Source organism: Brachybacterium sp. NBEC-018 (genome assembly GCF_024860185.1).
GTDB classification, from domain to species: domain Bacteria; phylum Actinomycetota; class Actinomycetes; order Actinomycetales; family Dermabacteraceae; genus Brachybacterium; species Brachybacterium rhamnosum.
In genome coordinates this window covers 3,160,430-3,181,026 of record NZ_CP100650.1, presented here as the reverse complement: position 1 = coordinate 3,181,026, position 20,597 = coordinate 3,160,430, and the positions used below count along the sequence as shown (strand labels likewise).

15 protein-coding genes are annotated in these 20,597 nt (G+C 75.0%); 7 read left to right on the top strand and 8 right to left on the bottom strand.

Features of this window, described 5'->3' with window-relative positions; translation table 11 throughout:
• Positions 1-3 precede the first annotated feature (3 nt).
• Together NLU66_RS14425 and NLU66_RS14420 are read right to left on the bottom strand one after the other, a co-directional pair.
• On the bottom strand, positions 4-1,311 hold the full coding sequence (locus NLU66_RS14425; protein ID WP_259360328.1) for a magnesium transporter MgtE N-terminal domain-containing protein: 1,308 nt from the start codon (positions 1,309-1,311) through the stop codon (positions 4-6).
• Positions 1,308-2,849 carry an aminopeptidase P family protein gene (locus NLU66_RS14420; protein WP_259360327.1) on the bottom strand — a complete coding sequence of 514 codons (1,542 nt, stop codon included), beginning with the start codon at positions 2,847-2,849 and terminating at the stop codon, positions 1,308-1,310. Before NLU66_RS14420 ends, NLU66_RS14425 begins: the two co-directional genes overlap by 4 nt.
• 37 nt (positions 2,850-2,886) lie before the next feature.
• Here NLU66_RS14420 and NLU66_RS14415 point away from each other — a divergent pair, with 37 nt between their 5' ends.
• The gene (locus NLU66_RS14415) at positions 2,887-3,762 is read left to right on the top strand and encodes a PHP domain-containing protein (RefSeq protein WP_259360326.1); all 876 of its coding nucleotides are present in this window, start codon (positions 2,887-2,889) and stop codon (positions 3,760-3,762) included.
• Entirely contained in the window at positions 3,744-4,373 is a 630-nt protein-coding gene (locus NLU66_RS14410) for a MarC family protein (RefSeq protein WP_137771180.1), read from the top strand. The genes NLU66_RS14415 and NLU66_RS14410 overlap by 19 nt, the downstream gene beginning before the upstream one ends.
• An 80-nt stretch (positions 4,374-4,453) precedes the next feature.
• Here the strand turns inward: NLU66_RS14410 and NLU66_RS14405 are convergent, their stop codons facing one another.
• The 4 genes from NLU66_RS14405 to NLU66_RS14390 are packed head-to-tail and all read right to left on the bottom strand — an operon-like array spanning position 4,454 to position 8,674.
• On the bottom strand, positions 4,454-6,196 hold the full coding sequence (locus NLU66_RS14405; RefSeq protein ID WP_416232160.1) for a DEAD/DEAH box helicase: 1,743 nt from the start codon (positions 6,194-6,196) through the stop codon (positions 4,454-4,456).
• Between the two features lies 1 nt (position 6,197).
• Entirely contained in the window at positions 6,198-7,775 is a 1,578-nt protein-coding gene (locus NLU66_RS14400; protein WP_259360324.1) for a metallophosphoesterase, read from the bottom strand.
• Between the two features lie 15 nt (positions 7,776-7,790).
• Entirely contained in the window at positions 7,791-8,012 is a 222-nt protein-coding gene (locus NLU66_RS14395; protein WP_137771178.1) for a DUF3107 domain-containing protein, read from the bottom strand.
• Between the two features lie 47 nt (positions 8,013-8,059).
• A complete protein-coding gene (locus NLU66_RS14390) occupies positions 8,060-8,674 on the bottom strand; it encodes a TetR/AcrR family transcriptional regulator (RefSeq protein WP_259360323.1) in 615 nt (204 codons plus the stop codon).
• A gap of 89 nt (positions 8,675-8,763) precedes the next feature.
• Here NLU66_RS14390 and NLU66_RS14385 point away from each other — a divergent pair, with 89 nt between their 5' ends.
• Positions 8,764-11,943, top strand: coding sequence for a UrvD/REP family ATP-dependent DNA helicase (locus tag NLU66_RS14385; RefSeq protein WP_259360322.1), 3,180 nt, complete (start codon positions 8,764-8,766; stop codon positions 11,941-11,943).
• A complete protein-coding gene (locus NLU66_RS14380) occupies positions 11,940-15,197 on the top strand; it encodes an ATP-dependent DNA helicase (protein ID WP_259360321.1) in 3,258 nt (1,085 codons plus the stop codon). The genes NLU66_RS14385 and NLU66_RS14380 overlap by 4 nt, the downstream gene beginning before the upstream one ends.
• 79 nt (positions 15,198-15,276) lie before the next feature.
• Here NLU66_RS14380 and NLU66_RS14375 read toward each other — a convergent pair whose 3' ends face one another.
• On the bottom strand, positions 15,277-16,320 hold the full coding sequence (locus NLU66_RS14375; RefSeq protein WP_259360320.1) for a phosphotransferase: 1,044 nt from the start codon (positions 16,318-16,320) through the stop codon (positions 15,277-15,279).
• Positions 16,321-16,369: 49 nt separating this feature from the next.
• On the opposite strand from NLU66_RS14375, the gene nudC reads away from it, so the two are divergent.
• The 3 genes from nudC to NLU66_RS14360 all read left to right on the top strand — a co-directional run bounded on the left by nudC (position 16,370) and on the right by NLU66_RS14360 (position 19,995).
• Positions 16,370-17,293 carry an NAD(+) diphosphatase gene (nudC, locus tag NLU66_RS14370; protein WP_259360319.1) on the top strand — a complete coding sequence of 308 codons (924 nt, stop codon included), beginning with the start codon at positions 16,370-16,372 and terminating at the stop codon, positions 17,291-17,293.
• Complete coding sequence (locus NLU66_RS14365) at positions 17,293-19,389, top strand: ATP-dependent helicase (protein WP_259360318.1); 2,097 nt, start codon at positions 17,293-17,295, stop codon at positions 19,387-19,389. Before nudC ends, NLU66_RS14365 begins: the two co-directional genes overlap by 1 nt.
• A gap of 318 nt (positions 19,390-19,707) precedes the next feature.
• Entirely contained in the window at positions 19,708-19,995 is a 288-nt protein-coding gene (locus NLU66_RS14360; protein WP_137771172.1) for a WhiB family transcriptional regulator, read from the top strand.
• 135 nt (positions 19,996-20,130) lie between these two features.
• On the opposite strand, the gene NLU66_RS14355 is transcribed toward NLU66_RS14360, so the two are convergent.
• The gene (locus tag NLU66_RS14355) at positions 20,131-20,289 is read right to left on the bottom strand and encodes a DUF5679 domain-containing protein (protein ID WP_010551122.1); all 159 of its coding nucleotides are present in this window, start codon (positions 20,287-20,289) and stop codon (positions 20,131-20,133) included.
• Between the last annotated feature and the right edge of the window lie 308 nt (positions 20,290-20,597).

Sequence of the window (20,597 nt, the reverse complement as noted above, 5' to 3'; positions counted from 1 at the left end):
GGCTCACCCCTTCCTGGTGGCGCGGGCGATCTCGCTGAGGTCGATCTGTCCCGTGGTGGTCATCGGCTCGTCCTGCTCGCGCCAGTCGTCCGGGAGGACGTGGTCCAGCACGTCGTCCACGGTGACCGCGCCCAGCAGGCGGGCGTCGGCGTCGACCACCGGGATCGAGACGAGGTTGTAGGTCGCCATCTCGCGGGTGACCTGTGACAGCTGCATGGTGGGCGGCACCGTGACGGTGTCCTGCGCGATGAGGTCGCCCACGAGACGGTCGGGGGGTTCTCGCAGCAGCAGCTGGAAGTGCACGATGCCCAGCAGGCGGCCGGTCGGCGTCTCGAGCGGGGAGCGGCACACGTGCACGGTCGAGGCGAGCGCGGGGTGCAGCTCCTCGCGGCTGATCATCGCCAGGCAGTGGGCGACCGGGGTCTCGGGGGAGACGATCAGCGGCTCGGTGGTCATCATGCCGCCCGCGGTGTACTCGTCGTACGCGAGCAGGCGGCGCACGTCCTCCGCCTCCTCGGGCTCCATGAGGCTCAGCAGCTGCGAGGCGACGGACTCGGGGAGCTCCTGGACGAGGTCCGCGGCGTCGTCGGGGTCCATGACGTCCAGGACGTCCGCGGCGCGCTTCGCGTCGAGACCGGTGACGACCTCGACGCGGGTGTCCTCGGGCAGCTCCTCGAGGACGTCCGCGAGGCGCTCGTCGGGCAGCTCGTCCGCGAGCTCGACGCGGCGCTTGGAGTCCATCTCCTGGAGGATCTCGGCGAGGTCCGCGGGGTTGAGGTCCTGGTAGGAGGCCGCGAGCAGGTGGGCGGACTGCTCCGCCTGGGTGCCGTACAGGCCCGTCACCTCGGAGGGGCGCACGGTCACCGACTCGCCGCGAGAGACGAACCGCGAGAGGGACCCGCCGCGGCGGCGGCGCACGTGCAGGCGGGAGAGCTCCCAGTCCTGGTGGCGATTGCGGTCCAGCGCGACGTCCTCGACGGTCCCGGTGCCCGAGCCGTCGACCATCGTGACCTCGCGGTCCAGCATGTCGCCGATGACCAGCAGCTCGCCGGAGCGCTTCTCGAAGCGGCGCACGTTGATGACGCCGGAGGAGATGACCTGCCCCGGCGAGATCGAGGTGACCCGGGTGGCGGGCAGGAACACGCGCCGCTTCCCGGGCACCTCGACGACGAAGCCGACGGCCCGCGCCTCCCCGCGCGACTGCGGCATCACCACGACGTCGCGCACCTTCGCCACCGAGTCCCCGATGGGGTCGAAGACGGTGGTGCCGGCGAGGCGGGCCGCGTAGAAGCGCTGGAGGTTGGTGCTCACGCCCTCAGACTAGCGATCCAGGCCTCGACCTGGTCGGCTCCGCGGGGCGCGTTGATGGAGAGGTTCTCCACTCCGTCCTCGGTGACGAGGACGTCGTCCTCGATGCGCACGCCGATGCCGCGCAGCTCCTCGGGGACGAGCAGGTCGTTCTCCTTGAAGTACAGCCCCGGCTCGATCGTGAAGACCATGCCGGGCACGAGCTCCGCGTCGAGGTACATCTCGCGCCGCGCCTGCGCGCAGTCGTGGACGTCCATGCCGAGGTGGTGGCTCGTGCCGTGCACCATCCAGCGGCGGTGCCACTGGCCCTCGGGGGAGAGGGACTCCTCGGCGGTGCCGGGCAGCAGGCCCCACTCCTCGAGCGTCGCGGCGACGACCTCCATGGCCCGCGCGTGCAGGTCCCGGAAGCGGATGCCGGGGCGGGCGATCGCGAAGACCGCGTCGGAGGCCTCGAGGACGGCCTCGTACACCTTCCGCTGGGCGGGGGAGAAGGTGCCGGAGACCGGCAGGGTGCGGGTGACGTCGGCCGTGTAGAGCGAGTCGACCTCGACGCCGGCGTCGACGAGCACGAGCTCGTCCCCGCGCACGGCGCCGTCGTTGCGGATCCAGTGCAGGGTGCACGCGTGGTCGCCGGCGGCGGCGATCGTGTCGTAGCCGACCCCGTTGCCCTCGGCGCGCGCGTTCGCCGCGAACACGCCCTCGATGATCCGCTCGCCGCGGGGGTGGCCCACCGTCTCGGGGAGGTGGCGCACGACGTCCTCGAAGCCGCGGAGGGTCGCGTCGACCGCCTCGCGCATCCGCTCGATCTCGAAGGCGTCCTTGACGAGGCGCTGCTCGCTCGCGGCCTCGCGGAGGCGGTCGTTCTCCGCCTCGAGCTCGGTGCCGCCGGGCAGGCCGTTCTGGGAGCGGATCTCGGCGACCATCGACTCCACGCCCGCGTCGACGCCGGGCATGACGGCGAGGGACAGCTGGGCGCCGACGTCCTTGGCGAGGTGGTCGCGCAGCTCGTCGATGTGCCGCACCTCCACGCCCAGGCGCTGGCCGGCCTCGGCGATCGTGAGCCGGCGCCCCACCCACATCTCGCCGTAGCGGGAGTCCGAGAAGAACTCGGCGGAGTCGAAGCCCGCGCGGGGGCGGAAGAAGTAGGTCGCCACGGAGCGCTGCGGGTCCTGGGGGTCGGGCTCGACGACGAGCACGCTGTCGGGCTCCTCGTCCGTGCCGAGCCCCGAGTAGTACGCGAAGGCGGTGTCCGGGCGGAACGGGTAGTCGGTGTCGTTCGAGCGCACCTTCAGCACGCCGGCGGGCAGCACCAGACGGGTCGCGGGCACGGCGGCGACGAGCGCGTCGCGGCGGGCCGGGGTGAAGGCGGCCGACGGCAGCGGCTCCGCGTCCGGCACGGTCTCGTCCCAGCCGGAGGCGATGAAGCGTCGGAACACGTCGTTGGTGGGGCGCTGCGAGCGCGAGTCGCCGCGCGAGGCCAGATCGTCGGAGGAGGGTCCCGTCGCGGGGCCGGACTTGATCTCAGGGTTCTGGGTGTTCACCCCAGGATCGTCCCACACGCCCCACTACGCTGGGCCCATGAGTGATCGCATCGATCTGCATGCCCACTCGACCTGGTCCGACGGCACCCGCGACGTCGCGGAGCTGTTCGAGGACGCGAGGGCTGCAGGGCTGTCCGCACTGGCGCTGACCGACCACGACACCACGGCGGGCTGGGCGGAGCTGCCCGACGCCGTGAGGTCGACGGGCGTCGCCGCCGTGCCCGGGATCGAGGTCTCCGCGGAGCACGAGGGGCTCAGCGTGCACGTGCTGGCCCTGCTCGTCGACCCCGACCCGGGGTCCCGGCTGGCCGGGGAGATGGAGCGCGCCTGCCGGTCCCGCGAGGAGCGGGCCCGCTCCATGGTCGAGCTGCTGGGCCGCGACGTGCCCATCAGCTGGGACCTGGTCCAGGAGCAGGTGGCCGACGAGACCACGGTGATCGGCCGGCCCCACATCGCCGACGCCCTCGTCTCCGCCGGTGTCGTCCCGGACCGCTCCTCCGCCTTCACGGAGCTGCTCGCCCCCTCCGGCCCCTATTACGTGCCCTACTACGCCCCGTCGCCGACGGCCGTCGTGGAGCTCATCCACGCCGCGGGCGGCGTCGCGGTGATCGCGCACCCCGGGTCGTCGAGCCGCGACGGGGGACTGCCGCGCGAGCTGCTCGAGGACATGATCGCGGCGGGGCTGGACGGCATCGAGGTGGACCACCGCGAGCACGACGAGGCCGAGCGCGCGTCGCTGCTGGCGCTGGCCCGCTCCCACGGGATCCTGGTGACGGGCGGCAGCGACTACCATGGCGCGGGCAAACCCAACCGGCTCGGGGAGAACCTCACGCAGCCGGACGTCCTGGCCGCGATCACCCGTCGCGCCACGAGCACCACCGAGGTCATCCGTCCATGGACCTGGTCGACCTGAGCTTTCTCACGGGAGTCTTCGTCACCCTCTTCGTCATCATCGACCCCCCGGGCACGATCCCGATCTTCCTGTCGCTGACGAGCAGCATGACCGCGAAGCAGCGGTCCCGCGCCGCGCTCGTCGCCGTGGGCGTCGCGATGCTCATCATCAGCACCTTCGCCCTGTTCGGCCGGTTCATCCTCGACTACATGCACATCTCGCTGCCGGCCCTGCAGTTCTCCGGAGGCCTGCTGCTGCTGATCATCGCGCTGCAGCTCCTCGCCGGGAAGGAGGGGGAGATGGCCGCGAGCGAGGGTGTGAACGTGGCCCTCGTGCCGCTGGGCACCCCCCTGCTGGGCGGTCCGGGCGCGATCGTCGCGATGATGCTCTTCGTGGACCAGACCGGCGGCGAGGGCCCCCGCATCGCGGCGCTCGTCATCGCGCTCGCCCTCATGGCCGTGGTCATGTACTCGGTGATGCGCTTCTCCGGGATCATCGCCCGCATGCTCGGCAAGGGCGGCGTCACCCTCGTCACCCGCATCTCCGGGGTGCTGCTCGCGGCGATCTCCACGCAGATGATCTTCGACGCCGTGCACTCGTTCATCGAGAGCTGGGGCGTGCTCGGCGCCTGAGCGCCCGCGACCGGACGGAGGAGGGCCCGGACCACGCTCGCGCGCGATCCGGGCCCTCCCTCGCTGTCCGGTGCCGGGGCTCAGCCCTCGGCGGGAGCCTGGCCCTGCTCGCCGCCGGCGCTCGCGCCGCCGTTGCCGCCGCGACCGCGACCGCGGCCGCCGCGCGAGCGACGACGGCGGGGACGATCGCCCTGCCCGCCGGAGCCGCCCTCGGTGCTCGCGGCGCCGCCCTCGACGACCTCGCCGTTCACGCGGCGAGTGCGGGTGCGGCTGCGCTCACGACGAGGACGCTCGCCGCCCTCGGCCGGCGCGGAGCCCTCGGCCCGCTCGACCTTCTCGGTGCGCGGACGACGATCGCCACCGCGCCCCCGGCGCTCGCCGCGGCCGCCGTCACGGTCCCGACCCCGGCCGCCGCGATCACGATCACGGTCGCGCGGGCCCTCGGGGCCGCCGAGGTCCTCGATCTGCTCCGCCTCGAGGCCCGCGCGGGTGCGGGCCTCCTTGGGCAGGGTGCCCTTCGTGCCCGCGGGGATGTCGAGATCGCTGAAGAGGTGGTCCGAGGTCGAGTAGGTCTCCACGGCCTCGGTGGACTCGAGCCCCAGCTGGCGCGCGATGAGGGCCCAGCGCGCGAGGTCCTCCCAGTCCACGAAGGTGACGGCGGTGCCCTTCTTGCCCGCGCGGCCGGTGCGGCCGGTGCGGTGCAGGTAGGTCTTGTCGTCGTCGGGGCAGTTCCAGTTGATGACGTGCGTGACGTCGTCCACGTCGATGCCGCGGGCGGCGACGTCGGTCGCGACGAGCACGTCCACCTTGCCGTTGCGGAAGGCGCGCAGGGCCTGCTCGCGCGCGCCCTGGCCCAGGTCGCCGTGCAGCGGGGCGGCCGCGAAGCCGCGGTCCGCGAGGTCGCCGGCGACCTTGTCGGCCTGGCGCTTGGTGCGCATGAAGATGATCGAGAGGCCGCGGCCGCGGGCCTGCAGGATCCGCGCCATGACCTCGATCTTGTCGAGCTGGTGCGCGCGGTAGACGACCTGCTTGATGTCCGCCTTGGTGCGGGAGACGTCGCCCGGGTCGTGGGCGCGGATGTGCGTGGGCCGGCTCATGAAGCGGCGCGCGAGGGCCATGATCGGCCCCGGCATCGTCGCGGAGAACAGCATCGTCTGGCGCTGCTCGGGCACGGCGCGCAGCAGCTTCTCGATGTCCTCGAGGAAGCCCAGGTCGAGCATCTCGTCCGCCTCGTCGAGCACCGCGGTGCGCACGTGCGAGAGGTCGAGGTACTTCTGGCGCATGAGGTCGATGAGACGACCCGGGGTGCCGACGACGACCTCGACGCCCTTCTCGAGGGCCTCGATCTGCGGCTCGTACGCGCGGCCGCCGTAGACGGTGAGGATGCGCACCGGGCGCTTCGCGGAGGCGGCGATGAGATCCTCCGCCACCTGCACGGCGAGCTCACGGGTGGGCAGGACCACGAGGGCCTGCGGCTTGCCGATCGGGCGGTCGTCGGGGTTGGGCTCGCCGGGGGCGACGGTGCGCTGCAGCAGCGGCAGGCCGAAGCCGAGGGTCTTGCCCGTGCCGGTCTTCGCCTGGCCGATGATGTCGCGGCCCTTGAGCGCGACCGGCAGGGTCAGGGACTGGATCGGGAAGGGGTGGATGATCCCCTTCGCGGCGAGCGCCTCGACGATGTCGCTGCGGACGTCGAAGTCGGCGAAGGTCTGTGCGGGTTCGCCGGAGCTCTGCTCGACGGCGGGGGAGGCCGACACGGCCTCGTCGGTGGTCAGTGTGGTTTCGGGCACCGTTGGACTCTCTGATATACGGATGTGCCCGGCCATCCTATCCTTCGCCGGAATCGCTCGGGCCGGGGAGCGGGCTGGACGGGTCCGTCGGCGTGACGCGCTCCTCGTCCGGGAGCCCCTCGCCGGGGGCGACCTCCTGCTCCGTGGGGACGGGTGCGGCCGGGGTCTCCGCATCCGCGGGGACCTCGAGCTCCGGGGTCTCGGCGGGCATCCGCGTGCGGTGGATCGCGACGGAGACCATCCCCAGGCCGCCCATCGTCACGTCGTCGTAGGAGACCAGCCGGCCCGTGGCCGCGTCGAAGCGCAGCAGCCGCGCCGTGAGGTCGAGCGGCTCCCCGCCCTCGAGGACGGGGCGCACCCCGCCCGAGGCGAGCGCGCCGCCCGTGGAGCCGACCGTCAGCCAGTCGGTGCCGGAGCCGTCGCGGTCCAGCTCGACCTTCGAGGTGTGCATGTGCCCGGAGAGCACGAGCGGCACCCGGCCCTCGAGGCCCGCGGGCTGGGTGGGGTCGTGGAGCAGGGCGAGGTCCACCGGGTCCTCGGGATGCGCCGCGTCCCAGTCCTCGACGGTGTCGCCCAGCTGGAAGGCGGCGCCGGAGACGGCGTCCTTGCCCGCGGTCCAGCCGCCCTTGTCGGAGTCGTCGTCCGCCGCGAAGCGCGGGTCGCCGATCCCCGCGATCGTCAGGCCGGCCACCTCCGTGACCTGGTTGTCGAGCACGGTCGCGTTCGGCTGGGCGGCGATCACCGCGGAGGTCGCGGCGCCGTCGTGGTTGCCGGAGACGAACACGTAGGGCACGTCGAGGGTGCCGATCCGGGCGACCATGTCGTTCTCCCACGGCGTGCCCCAGGAGATGATGTCGCCGGTGTCGATCACGAGGTCGAGGTCGAACTGGTCGTCGAGCTGGGCGATGACGTCGAACGCCTGCGGGTTGTCGTGGATGTCGGAGACGTGCAGGACGGTCACGAGGTCGGCGTCGGCCCCGGCCGAGGGCAGCGAGTCCGCGGCGATGTACAGCGCGGAGACCTGCCCCACGAACTCCGCGAGCGTCGCCCGGTAGTCCTCGTAGTCGGCGAGGGTGCCCGCGCCGATGTCCGCGACGTTCGCGGCCTCGGAGAGCAGCCCCTCGAAGGTGGGCTGGTACAGCGCCTGCGGTCGGAAGGTCACCGCGGTCGCCGCGACGGACAGCGCGACGAGCCCCGCCGCGGAGCCCCCGGCGACCAGGGACCGACGCGCCTGCCGGAACGTCAGGGCGACGGCGAGCGCCGCACCGCCCGCGGCGAGGAGGGCGTTCAGCAGCGCGTTGATCGCGGCGGCCCGGGTGAGGTCCTCGGGCGCCGTGCGGGCGAGGTCGCTCAGCCCGCTCGCGGAGGAGACCAGCTGCTCGGCCGCGGCCACGTCGACCCCCTGCACGCGCGCCTCGATGCGCACGGGCGCCGTGTGGGTGTCGAAGTGGACCTCGCCGACCGGCGGCAGCAGGATCACGGTGTCGGAGGCGAGGGAGGGGATCAGGTGCACGGACGCGGTGAGCGGCCCCACCTGGGTGGTCGTGGCGGGGACGAGCAGCACCCCGATCACGGCGCCGAGCACGGCCACGACGAGGCGGGCCGGTGCGGGCACGCTGAAGGGGGGACGTCAGCCGAGGAAGCCCACGCGGCGGGGCTCCTCGGTGGAGACCTCCGCGTAGGCGAGCTTCGCGCCGGGGACCAGCACGAGGCGGCCCTTGGTGTCGCGCAGCGTGACGGGGGAGCCGTCCTGGACGGCGGAGGCGAGCGAGCTCAGGACGTCCTCCGAGGACTCCTCGGACTCGATGACGATCTCTCGCGGGGAATGCTGGATGCCGATGCGGATCTCCATGACCTGCGCCTTTCTGTGTCCGACGGATGCGCCGTCACTCTATCGGCTCACTCGGCGGGAGCGGGCGCGTCTTCGCGCAGGGCGAATCCGGTCAGGCCGTCCACGACGAGGGCGGTCGTGGTGCGGAGCAGGTCCTCGCGGCTCGCCTCGTCCCCCGCCTCATGGGCGAGGCGCGCGGTGGACTGGGCGATCGCGATCATCGTGCGGCCGATGACCCGGGCGTGCGCGGGGGTGACGTCGCGGTAGGCGATGAGCACCCCGGCCACCTCGAGCGCGAGCGCGTCCAGGAGGCCGGCGACCTGCTGCTCGATCTCCTCGGAGACGTCGCCGCGCCCCGTGAACAGCCGCAGCGTGTTCTCGACCTCGACCATCTCGGTGAAGCGTCGCAGCCCCTCCTCGACCCGGGCCTGCGGCGGGCCGGGGACGTCCCGCAGCGAGCGGGCGACCTCGAGGAGCGACGCGCCGAGCACGTCGATGACCTCGGTGTAGAGGGTCTCCTTGGAGGTGAAGTGCTGGTAGAGCACGGGCTTCGTGACCCCGGCCGCGGCGGCGATGTCGTCCATCGAGGTGCCTTGGTAGCCGCGGGCGCGGAACACCTCGGTCGCGATCCCCAGCAGCTGGGCGCGCCGCTCCCGACGGGGCATGCGGACGGTGGGCGCCATGGCTGTCCTCCAGGACCGGGGAGAGATGATCCGCCACACTCTAGCCCCGTGTCCCGTTCGTCCGCCTCATGGGGTGGAATGGGGGAGCCATGACCAGCACCGCCCCCGCCCTCCGCCTCCTCGGCCCCGATCTCGACGCGCTGCCCGCCCTGCACACCCCGGCCACGCTCCGGGCACCTCAGCGGGAGGCGCTCGAGCGGTTCGGGGCGGGCACCGACGTCCTCGTCCACGGGGCACCCCGTGCGGGTCGCACCGCGCTCGCGCTCGCCGCCGCGGCGACGGGGGAGCCGGTCCTGCTGCTCGCGCCGCGCCGCGCGGCCGCCGCGCGGCTGCGGGACGCGCTCGCCGTGCACGGGGCGCGGGAGGCGCGGGTCATGACCCCCGCCGCGCTCGGCTTCGCCCTCGTGCGCTCGGACGCCACCCGCCGCGGGCTCGGGGAGCCGACCCTCGTCACGGGCGCGGACCAGGACGCGCTGCTCGCCGAGCTGATCGCCCAGCGCACCGACTGGCATCTCGAGGTCGATCCCGCCGCCCGCACCCTGCCCGGATTCCGGACCGAGCTGCGTGACCTCGTCACGCGGGCCACGGAGCTGGGGCTGGGACCCGATGACCTCGAGGAGCTCGGGCGGCGGCGCGGACGGCCCGCCTGGCGCGACGCGGCCGCCCTCCTTCGCGACTACCTCGGCGTCCTCGACCTGGAGGCGGCGACCGCGCTGGACGCGGGGCCGCGGCTGGACAGCGGCGGCCTCGTGCGCCGCGCCGCGCGGCTCGTGGCCGCCGGGGCCGTCGAGCTCCCCGCCCCGAGGGTCGTCGTCGACGACGCCCAGGACCTCACGAGCGCGGGCATCGCGCTGGTCCTCGCGCTCGCCGGCGCCGGAGCGCGGGTGCTCGTCACCGCGTGCGCCGACGAGGCGGTCGACACCTTCCGCGGCGCGCTGCCCGACGCCGCCGCCCGCCTCGCCGAGGCCCTCGGCCGGCCCTTCACGGAGGTGGTCCTCGACGGGGGAGGCACGGACGACGTCGTCCCCGCCGGGCCGGCGCTCGCCGTGGACTCCCTGCGGTCCCGGCTCCCGCTCGCCGGGGCCCCGGGTGCGCTCCGTCGCCCGCGGGAGCTCGCGGGCCCGCGCGACGGCCTCGCCGTGCTGCGGGCGCGCTCCCCGCTCGACGAGGCCCGTCTGCTCGCCTCGGCCCTGCGCGACCTCCACCACCGCGAGGAGATCCCCTACGACGACATGGCGGTCGTGTGCCGCTCGGGGAGCGCCGTCGCGGACGTCGCCGATCTGCTCGCCCGCAGCGGCCTCCCGGTGCGCACGCCCCGCCGGCCGCGGCCGCTGCGCGAGGAGGCCGTGGTCGCGGACCTCCTGCGGATCGTCGAGCTGGGGCTGGACGAGCTGTGCCGCGAGCCCGATCCGCTCGAGGCGCTCGAGCTGCTGCGCGGGCCCTTCGGCGATGCGGACCAGCTGCGCCTGCGCCGCATCCGTCGGCTCCTGCTCGCCGCCCGGCCCGAGGGGGACGAGGCCCCGAGCGAGCAGCTGCTCGCGCGGGCGCTCGTCGCCGAGGAGGTCCCCGGGCTGCCGGCCGCCGAGGCGCGCGACCGCGCCGCGGCGCCGGTGCACCGTGTGCGCGCCATGATCGCGGCCGTCCGCGCGCAGGCCGAGGAGGGTGCCCAGGAGGTGCTGTGGGCCGCGTGGGACGCCTCCGCGCTCGCCGGCGGCTGGCGGCGTGCGGCCCTCGGCGCGGCGGAGGACGCCGACGGCGCCCGGGCCCGCCTCGCCTCCGGGCGCCTCGACGCCCTGCTCGAGCTGTTCGCCGCCGCCGAGCGCCTCGCGGACCGCCGACCGGGCGCCGGGGCCCTCGACCTCGTCGAGCAGATCCGCGGCCAGGCCGTGGTCGAGGACACCCTCGCCGCCTCCGCGACGCCCCGCGGCCGCCTCGCCGTGCTCACACCGGCGCAGCTCGCCGGGGAGGACCGCGACACGATCGTCCTCGCGCGGCTCCAGGAGGGGGCCTGGCCGAACCTGCGCCTGCGCTCGACGCTGTTCGGCGCGGCCGAGCTCTCCCTCGTCGGCGCCGCCCGGCCCGGGCAGGAGCCGCCCCCGGACCCGGACACGCTGCACGCCGCCCAGCGCGCGCAGGTCGTCGCCGACGAGGTCCGCCTCGCGGTGAGCGCCCTCTCCCGGGCCCGGGCCCGCGTGCTCGTCACCGCCGTCGAGGACGGGGAGACGAGCCCCTCGGCGCTGCTCGAGGCGCTCGAGGCGCTCGGCCTCCCCGCCTGGACGGACGCGGAGACCCTCCGGCAGGACCCCGGACCCGCCCCCGATGCGCGCACCCTCGTCGCGACCCTGCGACGGCGCCTGCGGGAGGCCGACGACGCCTCGGGTCCCGACCTGGACGCCGCGGTCGCGCTGCGCGCCCTCGGCGAGGCCGGGGCGCCCGGCGCGGACCCCGCCGACTGGTACCACCAGCGCCCCTCGAGCGAGGAGGCGCTGCAGGAGCCCGGGACCGCCGTGCCGCTGTCCCCCTCCGCCCTCGAGCGCGCCCACGCCTGCCCCCGCGCCTGGCTGCTCGAACGGGCCGGCGGCTCCCGCGCCTCCGGCCCCGCCCAGGTCCTCGGCACCGCCGTGCACCGCCTCGCCCAGGAGGACCCGCGCGGCGAGGCGGGGGAGGAGGACCTCCTCGCCCGCCTGCACACGCTGCTGCGCGGCGTCCCCGGGCTCGACACCTGGTCCGGCCGACGCCGCGTGCGCCGGGCCGAGGACGCCGCCCGGCTCCTCGCCGAGCACCTGCGCACCGCCGCCGCGCCCCCGCTCGCGATCGAGGCGCCCTTCGAGGTCGAGCTCGCGGGCGAGCACCCCGTGCGCCTGCGCGGCACCGTCGACCGCATCGAGGGGGACGCGACCGGGGTGCGCGTCGTCGACCTCAAGACCGGCGCCCCCAAGACGAAGGCGGCGGCCGCGGAGGACCTCCAGCTCGCCGCCTACCAGACGGCCGTGCAGGAGGGCGCCTTCGCCGAGGCGCTCGGGGAGGACGCGGGCGAGCGCCTGGGCGGGGCGGAGCTCGTCTATCTCGGCGGCGGGGGGCGCCGGGCCGCCGTCCGCGGCCAGGGCGCGCTCGCCGCCTCCGAGGACCCGGAGTGGTTCGCGCGCGCCGTCGCGCTCGTCGCCGAGGAGGTCTCCGGGACCCGGGTCGTCGCCCGCCGCAACCCGCACTGCACGCACTGCGCGGTGCGCGCCTCGTGCCCGCTCCAGCCCGAGGGGGAGCAGCTGTGACCGCCACGCCCGCCGTGCGCCTGCCCGCGCTCGAGCTCGCCGCCCTGCTCGACCAGCCGCCGCCCACCGAGGAGCAGCGCGCCGTGATCGAGGCGCCGCTCGCGCCGATGCTCGTCGTCGCCGGCGCCGGATCCGGGAAGACCGAGACCATGGCCTCCCGCGTCGTCTGGCTCATCGCCAACGGGATCGTCGAGCCCCGGCACGTGCTCGGGCTGACCTTCACCCGCAAGGCCGCCGGGGAGCTCTCCCACCGGATCGGGGCGCGGCTCTCCGCGCTCGCCGCCGCGCTGCGCGCCGAGGGGCTCGCCCTCCCGCCGGGGCTCGAGCGGGGGGCGGACGAGCTCGTGGGCCAGCAGCCGACGGTCGCGACCTACAACGGCTTCGCCCTCGACCTCGTGCGCGAGCACGCGCTCGCCGTCGGCCTCGACCCCGAGCTGACGATGATGTCCGCCTCCGCGTCCTGGCAGCTCGCGCACACCCTCGTCGAGTCCGCGGACGACTCCCTCGACCTCGATGCCTCCCCGGCGACGCTCACCGCCGCGCTCATCTCGCTGACCTCCTCCCTCTCCGACCATCTCGTGACGCCCGAGCAGCTGCGGGAGCACCTCGCCCGCATCCGGGACCACCTCGCGGGGATCCCGCTCCAGGTCGAGGGGCGGCGCCGGGTGACGCCGAGGAAGGTCGCCGGCGTGCTCGACGCGCTCGAGCAGCGCCTCGCCCTGATCCCCCTGCTCGAGCGCTTCGCCGAGGTCCGCCACGAGCGCGCCGCCCTCGACTTCGCCGACCAGATCGGGATCGCGGCGAGGATCGCGGCGGAGGTCCCCGCCGCGGCGGAGGACGCCCGACGCCGCCACCGCGTGGTCCTGCTCGACGAGTTCCAGGACACCTCCGTGGCGCAGCTGCGCATGCTCACCGACCTCTTCGGCCCCGGGCACGCCGCCTGCGCGGTGGGCGATCCGCAGCAGGCGATCTACGGCTGGCGCGGAGCCTCCGCCGCCTCGCTCGCCGGCTTCGCCCGCTCCTTCGCGGCGCCCGGCACCCCCGTGCTCCAGCGCTCCCTGTCCACCTCCTGGCGCAACGACGAGGCCCCGCTCGCCGTCGCCAACCGGCTCGCCGGACCGCTGCGCGCGGCCGGCGCCGGGGTCGACATCCCCGAGCTGCGCTCGCGCCCCGGCGCCGGGGAGGGCGCGGTCGAGGTGCACGAGGCGGCCGACGAGTCCACCGAGGCGGCCGCGATCGCCGCCTGGATGCTCGAGCGGCGCGCCGAGGCCGGCCCGGACGAGGACGTGCCGAGCGCCGCGGTGCTCGTGCGGGCCCGTCGGCAGATCCCCGCGCTCGTCGCGGGCCTCGAGGCCGCAGGTCTCGAGGCGGCGGTCGTGGGGCTCGGCGGGCTCCTGCACCGTCCCGAGGTCGCGGACGTCCGCGCCCTGCTCACGTGCGCCCACGACCCCTCGCGCGGGGACGCGCTGATGCGCCTGCTCACCGGACCGCGCGTGAGCCTGGGCGCCCGTGACCTCGCGGTCCTGGGCCGCTGGCGCGACCGCCTCGCGCGGCGCTCGGGCGGCGGCCCGGGCGCCGCCGACGAGGCCGTCCAGGTGTCCCTCGTGGACGCCCTCGACGACCTCCCGCCCCGCGGCTGGGAGGACCCCCAGGGCCGGGAGCTGGGGGAGGAGGGCCGGGCCCGGCTGGTGCGCCTGCAGTCCGTGCTGCGCGCCGTGCGCCGGCTGCTCCCGCTGCCGCTGCCGGACCTCGTCACCGCGGCCGTCCGCGCGCTCGACGTGGACCTCGCGCTGCTCGAGCGGGACGCCGACCCGGCCGTGCTGCGCGACCTCGAGGCCCTGCGCGACCACGCCGCCGCCTTCGAGTCCGGGGCGCAGCAGGGCGGACTCGGCGCCTACCTCGACCTCCTCGAGATCAGCGAGGACGAGGAGGCGGGGCTGTCCGTCTCCGCCGCCGCACTGACCGAGCCGCCGCCCGGGGCGGTCACGGTCGTGACCATGCACTCCGCGAAGGGCCTCGAATGGGACCTCGTCGCGGTCGCCGGACTCACCGAGGGGTCCGTGCCCTCCTACGACCTGCGCCGTGCGCGCACCGACGAGGAGGGGCGGGTGCGCGTGCCCGCGAGCGGCTGGCTGGGCCCGCTCGCCGACGCCGCCGTCCCCACCGCCCTGCGCGGCGACGCCGACACCCTCCCCGAGCTGCGCTGGGCCGAGGCCGACACCCAGGTCGACGCCGAGGAGCTCGTGGACGAGTACCAGCTCGCCCAGGGGGAGGAGTCGCTGCGGGAGGACCGCCGGCTCATGTACGTCGCGGTGACCCGTGCGCGGCGCCGGCTGCTGCTGACCTCCGCCGCCTGGCGGCAGGACGCGAGCCGGCCCCGGCCCCGCTCCCGCTATCTCGCCGAGATCGCGGACCTCGTGCCGCCGGCCTTCCGCCGGGTCGAGGAGGTCCCCGAGGAGAACCCGCTGGTCTCCTCCCGGCGCACCGCGCTGTTCCCCGCCGACCCGGGTCCCGAGGAGGCCGCCCGCGACCGTGCGGCCCGGCTCGTCGCGGAGGCGGGCGCCGCCGATCGGGAGATCGCGGACCCGGCGCTCGCGACCCTCGTGGAGCGGGCCCTCGCCGACCTCGCCGAGCATCGCGCGCGCCCCGAGGTGCACTCCCCGGCCCGGCTCTCCGCCTCCCAGGTCGTCGCCCAGGCGCAGGACCCGACGGGCGCCGCGCTGGACCTGCTGCGCCCGCTCCCGCGGCGGCCCTCCGCCGCCGCCTCACGGGGCACCGCCTTCCACGCCTGGCTCGAGCACCGCTTCGACGCGGGGGCGCTCCTGGACCTCGAGGACCTCGCCGATCTCGCGGACCACGACGACGAGGGGCCCGCCGGGTCCGCCGCGGCGCTGCGGGACGCCTTCGCGGCCTCGGAGTGGGCCGATCGCACGCCGATCGCCGTGGAGCACCCCGTGACCACGCGGATCGGCGAGGTGGCGGTGCGCGGCGTGATCGACGCCGTCTTCCCCGATCCGGACGGCGGGGACGGCGTGATGATCGTGGACTGGAAGACGGGGCAGGTGCCGCCCCCGGCGCGGCTGCGGGCGCTCTCGCTGCAGCTCACGCTGTACCGCCTGGCCTGGCACGAGGCGACGGGCACGCCGCTGTCGCGGATCCGCACCGCCTTCCACTACGTGGCCGCGGGCGTCACGCACGAGGTGACGCGGCATCCCTCCCGTTCGGCGGTCCAGAGCAGGCTCCGCGGCGACTGAGGACGGGACCCGTCACCGGGTCGATGCCCGGGCGCCCGGTGTGGTCGAAGCCCTCGATGTGGTCGAGGTGCTCGGTGCTCTAGCGCTCGGTGCGGTCGGGCTGCTCGACGTCCTCGGGGGCGTCGGACCGCTGCTCGGGAGCGGGATCCTGGTCCGCGGCGACGGGCTCGCGCCGATCGGCGTGGAGCTCCTCGTAGGTGCGCTCCGCCTCCTCGCGCGCGAGCTGCGCGAGATCGTGGTCGAGGTCGGAGATCATGACCCGGGCGTCCTGGACGATCTCCTGGTCCTCGGTGTCCAGCCCGTGCAGGAGCCACTCGCACACGGCGAACTCGCCGATCGCCTGCGCGCGCTCGACCAGGCGCGGGTGCACCTCGGTGGGGAGCTCCTCGCGGTAGGCGGCGTACAGCTCGTCGAAGCGCGCCGTGTCGAGCGAGGAGATGAGCCAGGCGAGATCCGTGGCGGGATCGGCGACCTTCGCCCCGTGCCACGAGAGCACGGCGCTGATGCGGTCCTCCGCGGCGAACAGGGACTCCTCGGAGAGGTCCGCGTGGATGAACTGTGGCGAGAAGTCCCACAGGTCGGCGTCGGCCAGCAGGGACTCCCAGCGCTGGGAGACCGCGGCGGGGAGGTGGCCGCCCTCGCGGGCGCGGCGCACGCGGTCCGCGTGCTCCGCGAGCAGGGCGGCGGCGGTGAAGCTCTCGACCCCGGCCGCCTCCGCCGCGTAGCGGGGCACGGTGTGGATGCGGGCGAGCACCTGGCCCAGGGAGCGGGCGAGGTCGGGGGAGTCCTGCAGCTCGTCGAGCATGAGCGGGTGCCCGGCGGGGGCGGCGCTCACCGCGGCGCGACCGCCCTCGGCGAGCTTGACGAAGCCGAGCACGGGCGGCACGACGCCGCGCAGAGGGGTGCCGGTCAGGGCGTCCGCGACGGTGAGATCGCGGTCCAGTCGCACCCCTGCGGCGGTCGACGCCGGGGAGCGGACCACCACGCGCTGGGAGTCCTCACCGACGACGCCCGCGACGTCGAGGTCCTCGACGGGCGTGGCGATCGGCGTGGTCTGCGCGGGCACCAGGCCCGGGACCGCAGCGGCGGCGAGGGCGGCCAGGGAGTAGGAGTTGCGATGCACTCGTCCACCGTACCCGCCCGACCTCCGTGGTCCGCGTAGGCTCGAGGCCATGCCGACGCTCCGTGGACCGCACCTGCGCACACCCCTCACCCTCCTGGACCCCGACCGCAGCGCGCTCGAGCGCTCGGACCCCTCGATCCTGGAGCCGGGGGAGGACGCGCGCTACGTCGTGACCCGTGCCGGAGCGGCCGCGATGAGCGAGGACGAGGACGGCCTGCTGCACCTCGTGCTCGAGACCGACGACCCCCGCGGCGGCACCGTCCAGCCGCTCGTGCTGCTGGGTCGCCGTGAGGGCCGGCGCGTGCTGGGCGTCGAGATCGCCGAGCCGAGCCCCGAGCTCGACGACCCCGGCCGTGACCTCCGCGACCTCCGCCACGTCGCCTCCGAGCTCGCCGAGGAGGACGCCGATCTGGCCCTCGCCGCGACCTCGATGGGCGCCTGGCACCGCTCCATGCGCCACTGCTCGCTGTGCGGGGCGCTGCTCGCCGCGGAGATGGGCGGCTGGGTGCTGCGCTGCACGGAGGACGGCAGCGAGCACTTCCCGCGCACCGATCCCGCCGTGATCATGTCCGTCCGCGACGGCGCCGGCCGCCTGCTGCTCGCCCGCAACGCCCACTTCCCCACGGGCTTCCACTCCGTGCTCGCCGGCTTCGTCGAGCCGGGGGAGACGCTCGAGGGCGCGGTCGCGCGCGAGGTCGCCGAGGAGGTCGGGCTGGACGTCGCCGAGGTGCAGTACGTGGGCAGCCAGCCCTGGCCCTTCCCGCGCTCGCTCATGCTCGGCTACCGCGCCTGGATCCGCGGCACCGACGCCCTCACCCTGGCCGACGGCGAGATCGCCGAGGCCCGCTGGTTCACCCGCGAGGAGCTGCGCGCCGCGGTCGAGTACGGCTCCGTGGGCATCCCGGGCACGGCGTCCCTGGGCCGCGCCCTGATCGACGACTGGCTGGACGAGGCGGAGGACCCGCGCGCCTGATGGACGAGACCACCCCTCCCACCGCGGAGCAGCTCCTGGAGGCGCTGGACCCCGAGCAGCGAGAGGTCGCCACGAGCTTCGGCGCGCCGCTGTGCGTGCTCGCCGGCGCCGGCACGGGCAAGACCCGCGCGATCACGCACCGCATCGCCCACGGCGTCGCGACCGGCCGCATGGACCCCAAGCACGTGCTCGCCGTGACCTTCACCGCGAAGGCCGCCGCGGAGATGCGCTCGCGGCTGCGGGACCTCGGCGTCCCCGCGGTGCAGGCCCGCACCTTCCACTCGGCGGCGCTGCGCCAGCTGCGCCACTTCTGGCCGCGCGTGGTGGGCGGCCCCATGCCGGAGCTCATGCCGCAGAAGTACGCGGGCATCGGCGAGGCCTGCCAGCGCCTGCACATGAGCGTGGACCGCGCGGCCCTGCGCGACATCGTCGCCGAGGTCGAGTGGTCCCGTGTGTCGATGCTGACCCCCGAGTCCTACCCGGCCGCCGCGGAGGCCGCCCAGCGGCCCGGGGTCGCCGGCTTCGACTCCCGCTCGATCTCCCGCATCCTCACCCAGTACGAGGAGGTGAAGAAGGAGCGCGGCGTGCTCGACTTCGAGGACGTCCTGCTGCACATGGTCGGCTTCCTCACCGAGAGAGCCGACGTCGCCCGCGAGGTGCGCTCCCAGTACCGCCATCTCGTCGTCGACGAGTACCAGGACGTCTCGACGCTCCAGCACGCGCTGCTGCGGCTGTGGCTCGGCAGCTCCGACGACCTCTGCGTGGTGGGCGACGCCGCGCAGACGATCTACACGTTCGCCGGGGCGCGCGCCTCGTTCCTGCTGGACTTCGGCAAGGAGTTCCCGCGCGCCCGCACCATCCGCCTCGAGCGCAACTACCGCTCGACCCCGCAGATCGTGCGGGTCGCGAACACGGTGCTCGACGGGGCGCGCGGGCGCACCCGCGCCTCCCGGCTGACCCTCGTCGCGCAGCGGCCCGACGGCCCCCCGCCGGTGGTCGAGCACTTCGCGGACGACGACGCCGAGGCGCAGGGCACGGCGGCGCGCATCGCGGAGCTGATCGAGGAGGGGCGCAGCGCCTCCGACATGGCGGTGCTCTTCCGCACCAACAGCCAGTCCGAGGCGCTCGAGCAGGCGCTCACCGCCCGCGGCATCGGCTACCTCGTGCGCGGCGGCGACCGGTTCTTCGACCGGCAGGAGGTGCGGCGCGCGATGGTCACCCTGCGGGCCGCGACCCGCGTCGAGCAGCTCGAGCCGGACCGCGCGGTGCGGGACGTGCTCACCCAGCTGGGCTGGTCCCCGAACCCGCCCGAGGGGACGGGGGCGCTCCGCGAGCGCTGGGACTCCCTGCAGGCGCTCGTCGGTCTCGCGGACACCGTCCTCGCCCGGCCCGGCGCCGGGCTGCCCGAGGTGGTCCGCGAGCTCGAGGAGAGGGCGGAGGCGCAGTCGGCGCCGGTGGTCGACGGCGTCACCCTCGCCTCTGTGCATGCCGCGAAGGGCCTGGAGTGGCCGGTCGTGCACCTGGTCGGCGCGAGCGACGGCCTGCTGCCGATCTCCATGGCCCGCACGGCGATGGAGATCGAGGAGGAGCGGCGGCTCTTCTACGTGGCGCTCACCCGCGCCCGCGACCTGCTGACGATCAGCTGGGCGGCCGCGCGCACGCCGGGGGCCCGCGGGTCCCGCAAGCCCTCACGCTTCCTCGACGGCATCATCGCCGCCCCCGCGGAGTCCGCGTCCGCGGGCGGGGGAGGGGTGACCGCGCGCCGCACGGGGCGCTGCGGCGCGACCGTGTACAGCGAGTGCACGGTGTGCGGCGAGGCGCTGGTGTCCGCGCGCGAGCAGCGGGTGGGCCGCCACGGCGGCTGCCCCGCCGGCGCGGGGGAGAAGGTGCGCGACGCGCTCCGCACGTGGCGCGCGCAGCGGGCACGGGAGCAGGGCAGCCCGCCCTTCGCGGTGCTCACCGACGCCGCGCTCGAGGCGATCGCCGAGCGGAACCCGCGCACCCCCCGCGAGCTGCTGGCCGTGCCGGGGCTCGGGGGGACGGCGATCCAGCGCCACGGGGAGGCCATCCTGGCCGTCCTCGACGACCTGCGCTGAGGGGCGAAAACCCAGGTCAAAAAAAGATTGGCCCCGTCCTGCGGGGTGTGTAGACTCGCACTCGTCCATCGTTGATCGTCGTGAACCGGGAGACCGGGCCGCGCGCAGAGAGAAGAAGGAGGTGTCGTCGTGATCGATTATGCAGATCTCATCGGAGGAAGCTCCGTGCCCACCGGCGGCACTGCCCGCCTGCGCACGCTCTCCCCCGTGGTGCCCACGCGCAGCTGACGAGAACGCTCTCTCGCTGCCGGGGCCGCCACTACCGCCGCCCCTCGGAGCCCACCGGCTCCCCACGACGATTCCTGAAGCAGCGAGACGATGACCTCCTCCACCTTCACCACCGCATTCCCGTTCCCGACCGCCCTCGCGGCGGATCTCCTGCCCTGCCATGAGCCGGAGGCGGCCGACCTCTTCTTCTCGGAGCGGCCCGCCGATCTCGAGCAGGCGAAGGTCCTGTGCACCGGTTGCCCGCTCCTCGAGGAGTGCCGTCGCGGCGCTCTCGAGCGCTCCGAGCCCTGGGGCGTCTGGGGCGGGGCCATCTTCGACGCGGGCCGCATCATCGCCGTCAAGCGCGGCCGTGGACGTCCCCGCAAGAACGCCGCCTGAGCCGATGCGCGCGGCGCACCGACCGGGCGCGAGCACCGATACCCGACGTCCCGGACGTCGCGGCACGCCGCCCGGGAGCACCGACGGGGCGGGACACCAGCTGGTGTCCCGCCCCGTCCGGCGTCGTGGTCGCGATCAGGCCTTGCCGAGGATCCGGTTCAGCTTGGTGCCGCACTCGGGGCACACGGCCTTCGCCATGCGCCGACCGTTGGAGACGACGACGTTGCCCTCGGCCTCTCGCTTCTCCCGGCACTTGACGCAGTAGAACTCTCCGGCGTAGGTCTCGTCGGCCATACCCGCTCCTTGAAATCGGTGATTCGGTGAAGGCGATCCGCTCATGGGGATCGCCGGCCGTTCACTGTAACGCTCCGCGGGGCGGCCCGTCGCACGCTTCGGGTTCAAGGGGCTCCCGGAGGAGCGGAGGAAGTGCGTGCGACGGGCCCGCGTCGGGTCCAAAGGAGGCCGACATCGGCCCTTCGGGCCGTGGGGCCCCGGGGGCGCTCAGCACCACGCGCACCTTCCCCGTGTGCGTCCTGCTAGTTATCCCGGGGTCCCACGTCCTGCTGAACGTATCCCCACCGGGCGCCGTCGGTCAAAGGTGG

Bases quoted from the DNA above. Each gene is read 5' to 3' on its own strand.
- NLU66_RS14360 (WP_137771172.1), top strand. From the start codon at position 19,708: ATGACCTCCTCCACCTTCACCACCGCATTCCCGTTCCCGACCGCCCTC.
- NLU66_RS14390 (WP_259360323.1), bottom strand. From the start codon at position 8,674: ATGGCGCCCACCGTCCGCATGCCCCGTCGGGAGCGGCGCGCCCAGCTG.
- NLU66_RS14405 (WP_416232160.1), bottom strand. From the start codon at position 6,196: ATGGCCGGGCACATCCGTATATCAGAGAGTCCAACGGTGCCCGAAACC.
- NLU66_RS14385 (WP_259360322.1), top strand. From the start codon at position 8,764: ATGACCAGCACCGCCCCCGCCCTCCGCCTCCTCGGCCCCGATCTCGAC.
- NLU66_RS14415 (WP_259360326.1), top strand. From the start codon at position 2,887: ATGAGTGATCGCATCGATCTGCATGCCCACTCGACCTGGTCCGACGGC.
- NLU66_RS14395 (WP_137771178.1), bottom strand. From the start codon at position 8,012: ATGGAGATCCGCATCGGCATCCAGCATTCCCCGCGAGAGATCGTCATC.
- NLU66_RS14355 (WP_010551122.1), bottom strand. From the start codon at position 20,289: ATGGCCGACGAGACCTACGCCGGAGAGTTCTACTGCGTCAAGTGCCGG.
- nudC (WP_259360319.1), top strand. From the start codon at position 16,370: ATGCCGACGCTCCGTGGACCGCACCTGCGCACACCCCTCACCCTCCTG.
- NLU66_RS14365 (WP_259360318.1), top strand. From the start codon at position 17,293: ATGGACGAGACCACCCCTCCCACCGCGGAGCAGCTCCTGGAGGCGCTG.
- NLU66_RS14410 (WP_137771180.1), top strand. From the start codon at position 3,744: ATGGACCTGGTCGACCTGAGCTTTCTCACGGGAGTCTTCGTCACCCTC.